We start from the raw sequence: 4,654 nt of genomic DNA, 5'->3' as shown, positions 1-4,654 counted from the left end.
GTTCCCCGCGCCCCTTGCCAGGGTCTGGTCGTAGCGGTGGAGGACCAAGCGGGCCATCGCGGGGTGGGCACCCAGAGGGGCCGATGCGATCCACGGGGCTGCCTCCGCGCACTGGGTCGCGAAGCGGCCCGGGGCCGTGAAGCAGGATGCCACTGCCACCCTGTGGTGGCCTCGGGCGGTGAGGGTGCGTACGGCCTCGGAGACCGTGGGGGTTGCTGCCGAGGCGTAGGCCGGGATCACGGGGACGCCCAGGCGGGCGGCCAGGAGGTTAGCCGTGTGGGTGGTGTCGAGCCTGGAGTCCGGGTCTCGGGAGCCTGCCGCTGCCAGGACCACGGCGCTCGCCCTGCGGGTTCGGTCGTCCGTCCTCGTTCGCCAGCCCGCCTCCACCAGGCGGTCGTGGAGGGTCTCCACGAGGAGGGGGTGTGGGCCCAAAGGGGGTGCCACGCGCGTGCGTGCCCGCGCCTCCGCCGCCATCTCCGGGATGTCCTGCTTGACGTGGTAGCCGCGGGACAGGAGGAGGGGGACCAAGACGGCTTCCGCGGGGCCCAGTTCGGTGAGGGTGTCCGGGAGGCGGGGCTCGTTGAGTTCGATGTGGCCCAGGTGCACGGGGAGGCCGGGGCGGAGTTCTCGGACTCGGTCCGCGAGGGCTCGTACGGTGCTCAGGGCGCGTGGGTCGCGGCTGCCGTGGGCGACCAGGACGAGGGCAGGCGTGCTGCCGAGGGTGGACTCCTCGTGAGATGGGATCGACGCCGTCATGCAGTGATGGTGGCAGGGGGAGGTTGCCACCCCGTTGCACGGGAATCACGGGTCTTTTCCGGGGGTTCACGGTGGGGTGCCGGGGTGTGTGAGGCGATGTGACCTGCCGTTTCCGGGCTCACAGTGAAGCCGGTCACACCGCGGGCGGCGAACCGTCACCGGTCACGGCGCGTCTGTGACTGTCAGAACCGAACGCGGAGGGGCCCCGTTGATCCGTCTGATGCGCCGCCTGAGACTTCGCCGGCCGCGGCTGCCACGCACGCGTGCGGGGTGGCGGCAGCTCGTGCAGGGGGCTGCCCTCGGCTGTGTCCTCGCGCTGCTTCCGGCGACCTGGTTGTGGGTGTCCACGGCCGACCGGCTGCGGACCCTCCAGGACGCGCCGCGCACCGATGTGGCCGTGGTGTTCGGTGCCGGGCTGTGGGACGGCGAGCCGTCACCGTATCTCGCGCACCGGCTGGACGCGGCGGCGGCGCTGTACCGGGAGGGCCGGGTGAAGGTCGTCCTGGTGACCGGTGACAACAGCCGCAAGGACTACGACGAGCCGGACGCGATGCGCGTCTACCTGGCGAAGCACGGGGTGCCACGCGCGCGCGTGGTGACCGATTACGCCGGTTTCGACACCTGGGACTCCTGCGTCCGCGCCAAGAAGATCTTCGGTGTCGACAAGGCCGTACTCATCAGCCAGAACTTCCACATCCGGCGGGCGGTCGCGCTGTGCGACGCGGCGGGGGTCGACTCGTACGGCGTCGGTGTCGACGAATCGCACAACGTGACCTGGTACTACGGCGGCACCCGCGAGGTGCTCGCGGCGGGCAAGGCGGCGCTGGACGTGATGTTCCACCCCGATCCGCACTTCCTCGGGCCGAAGGAGACGGGCATCACGCGGGCGCTGGCCTCCGGCAACTGAGGCCGCGTCAACTGCGGCCCGCTCAGCGGCGGTTGATCCAGTCGCCGCCCTCGATCAGCTTGCCGTGGGCGCGGAGGCGGGCGGTGACGGTGAGGGCGGCGAGGTACACCCAGGCGCGTACGGGCGTGCCGTCGGCGTCGCGGGTCACCTGGAGTTCGACGCGTTCGTAGAGGTTGGCCGGGTCGCCGGGGGTGTAGTCCTCAAGTCGGTCGAGGGCGATGAGGAGTTGGGGGTAGGCCTCGGGGCGTGCGGTGACGAGTTCGCCGACGATCACCGAGCCGGGGGCCTCGACGGCGTACGGGTAGCCGGGGCCGTCGTAGAGGGCGGCGCCGTGGAGTCGTGCCCGTTCCTCGGAGTCCGTGCGGCCGCGCAGGAAGAGGTCGTGGTTGGGCTCGCCGGGGCGGAGCGTGCCGTAGACGAAGAAGGGGAGGGGCGTCGAGGGGGTCGTCATCGCTCTCCTTGATCCCGGGAGTCTTTGGTCCCGGGAGTCTTTGCATGCGCTATGGACATGACATGTCATGGCCCCTTTAAATCTCATTCAACATCAACGCGGCCCCCACGCCCCCCACTTGCGTTCTTGAGGAGACCCATGAGTCGGACACGGCACATTCGAGGTTCCCGTCTCGCCACGGCGGGTGTCGCGGCCAGCGCCGCGACCCTGCTGGCCGCCACCCTCGCCCCCACCGCACACGCGGCCGACCGGCCGTCACGGACCACCGCGATCGCGAACGCCGCGTCCGCGTTGGTGGCCCATGCCGCGGGCCTGGGGCTGACGGCCGCGGAGGACACGTCCGTTCGCGACGTGATCGTCGACGCGGACGGCACCCAGCACGTCCGCTACGACCGGACGTACCGTCAGCTTCCCGTCCTCGGCGGCGACTTCGTCGTCCACCTGGCCCCGAACGGCAGTTACCGGAGCGCCGACCGCGCGACCCGGAACTCCATATCCCTGGCGTCCGTGACGCCGAAGGTGGCCGCACCGAAGGCGGCGGACCTGGCGGTGAACGCGCTGCGGGCGGCGAATCTCGGTGAGGTGCTGAAGGGGGTGACCGCCAAGCCCCAGCTGGTAGTCGACGCCCTGCACGGCGCCCCGAAGCTCGCCTGGCGGACGAACGTGGCCGCCAAGGACTCGCTCGGCAACCCGGTCGCCCGCACGGTGCTGACCGACGCCCGCAGCGGCGCCCAGATCGACGCCTGGGACAGTGTGGAGACGGCGACAGGTGACGGGAAGTCGCTGTACAGCGGGACGGTGCCGTTGGAGACGACGCTGTCGGGATCGACGTATCAGCTCAAGGACGCGACGCGCGGCGGGACGTACACCGGTGACGCGGCGAACAAGACCGACCTGTGCATCCTCGGCATCTGCATCAGCCGCGCCCCGTCCACGGTGTTCACCGACGCCGACAACCACTGGGGTACGGGGGCGAGTTCGGACCGTTCGTCGGCGGCGGTGGACGCCCAGTACGGCACGGACGAGACGTGGGACTACTACAAGAACGTGCACGGCCGGAACGGCATCGCGGGCGACGGCAAGGGCTCGTACAACCGCGTCCACTACGGGAACAGCTACAACAACGCCTTCTGGGACGACAGCTGCTTCTGCATGACCTACGGCGACGGTGACGGGACGCAGCTCGGTCCGCTGGTGGCGCTGGATGTCGCCGGGCACGAGATGACGCACGGCGTGACGTCCAAGACGGCGGCGCTGACGTACTCGGGCGAGTCCGGCGGGCTGAATGAAGCGACCTCGGACATCATGGGCACGCTGGTGGAGTGGTACGCCAACAACTCGTCCGATCTCGGGGACTACTTGATCGGCGAGAAGATCGTCCGGTCGGGATTCGGCAAGGCGGCGCTGCGGTTCATGGACCAGCCGTCCAAGGACGGGAATTCGGCGGACTGCTGGAGTTCGTCGGTGGGGAATCTCGACGTGCACTACTCGTCGGGTGTCGCCAACCACTTCGCGTATCTCCTCGCGGAGGGCAGCGGCGCGAAGACCATCAACGGCGTCAGCTACAACTCGCCCACGTGCAACAGCTCTTCGGTGAGCGGCATCGGCCGGGACAAGCTCGGGGCCATCTGGTACCGGGCGTTGACCGTCTACATGACGTCCTCGACGAACTACGCCGGGGCCCGGACGGCGACGCTCAGTGCGGCGAAGGACCTTTACGGGGCGGGGAGTTCGGAGTACGGCGCGGTGGCGGCGGCGTGGAGTGCGGTGGGCGTGGGGTGAGTTGAGGCGGAGTCGGCGGGCTCGTGGTCGGAGGCCTCGTCGTCGGCGGGCTCGCGGTCACCCCGGTCCGGTGGACCGGGGTGACCGTTCAGCGGAGTTATGCCGTGGCGATGGCGGGGCCGCGCTGGCTAGGCTCCGGTGCCGCCTCACGAACCCGGAGCGCCATGTCGTCCACATCCTCCACGTCCTCCAGCGCCAAGATGCATGCCGACGAACTCGACATCGACGCGGGGCTGGTGAGTCGGCTGATCGCCGAACAGTTCCCGGACTGGGCGGAGTTGCCCGTCACGCGGGTCGCCTCGGCCGGGACCGACAACGCGATGTACCGGCTGGGCGAGGACATGGTCGTACGGCTGCCCCGACTGCCGGGCGGGGCACGGCAGATCGAGACGGAACAGCGGTGGCTGCCGCGTCTGGCGCCGCACTTGCCGCTGTCCGTGCCGGTGCCGCTGGCGATGGGTGAACCAGGGCGGGGGTACGGGCTGCGGTGGGGTGTGTACGGCTGGCTGGACGGGGCCAACGCGTACGACTCGCCGCTGACCGAACTCGCTGACGCGGCGGTCGAGTTGGGGCGTTTCGTCGCCGCGCTGCGACAGGTGGACGCGGTGGGCGGGCCGGTGTCCTTCCGGGGCGGGCCGCTCGGTGCGCAGGACGCGGACGTCCGTAAGGCGATCGAGGACCTGGGCGCCGACGGCACCCACGACGCGGCCCTCGCGACGGCTGCCTGGGAGCACGCCCTCGCCCTCCCCCAGTGGGAC

The 4,654-nt window shown here is 70.5% G+C and carries 5 protein-coding genes; 3 read left to right on the top strand and 2 right to left on the bottom strand.

Translation table 11 applies throughout. The features are described 5' to 3' along the window. On the bottom strand, positions 1-756 hold a 756-nt coding region (locus AC31A1_RS47200), incomplete at its 3' end, for a sirohydrochlorin chelatase (RefSeq protein WP_489659229.1). A gap of 220 nt (positions 757-976) precedes the next feature. Here AC31A1_RS47200 and AC31A1_RS47195 point away from each other — a divergent pair. Next, the gene (locus AC31A1_RS47195) at positions 977-1,663 is read left to right on the top strand and encodes a SanA/YdcF family protein (protein WP_489659228.1); all 687 of its coding nucleotides are present in this window, start codon (positions 977-979) and stop codon (positions 1,661-1,663) included. A gap of 22 nt (positions 1,664-1,685) precedes the next feature. Here the strand turns inward: AC31A1_RS47195 and AC31A1_RS47190 are convergent, their stop codons facing one another. Beyond that, complete coding sequence (locus AC31A1_RS47190) at positions 1,686-2,114, bottom strand: gamma-glutamylcyclotransferase family protein (RefSeq protein WP_489659227.1); 429 nt, start codon at positions 2,112-2,114, stop codon at positions 1,686-1,688. A 138-nt stretch (positions 2,115-2,252) separates the two neighbouring features. Here AC31A1_RS47190 and AC31A1_RS47185 point away from each other — a divergent pair, with 138 nt between their 5' ends. Both AC31A1_RS47185 and AC31A1_RS47180 read left to right on the top strand, forming a co-directional pair. After that, positions 2,253-3,896 carry a M4 family metallopeptidase gene (locus AC31A1_RS47185; RefSeq protein WP_489659226.1) on the top strand — a complete coding sequence of 548 codons (1,644 nt, stop codon included), beginning with the start codon at positions 2,253-2,255 and terminating at the stop codon, positions 3,894-3,896. A gap of 164 nt (positions 3,897-4,060) precedes the next feature. Continuing rightward, positions 4,061-4,654 (top strand): phosphotransferase (locus AC31A1_RS47180; protein ID WP_489659225.1); only part of this gene is annotated, 594 nt, incomplete at its 3' end.

The sequence above is a fragment of the Streptomyces sp. P5F9 genome (assembly GCF_057961495.1).
This window is presented reverse-complemented; position numbering and strand designations above follow the sequence as displayed.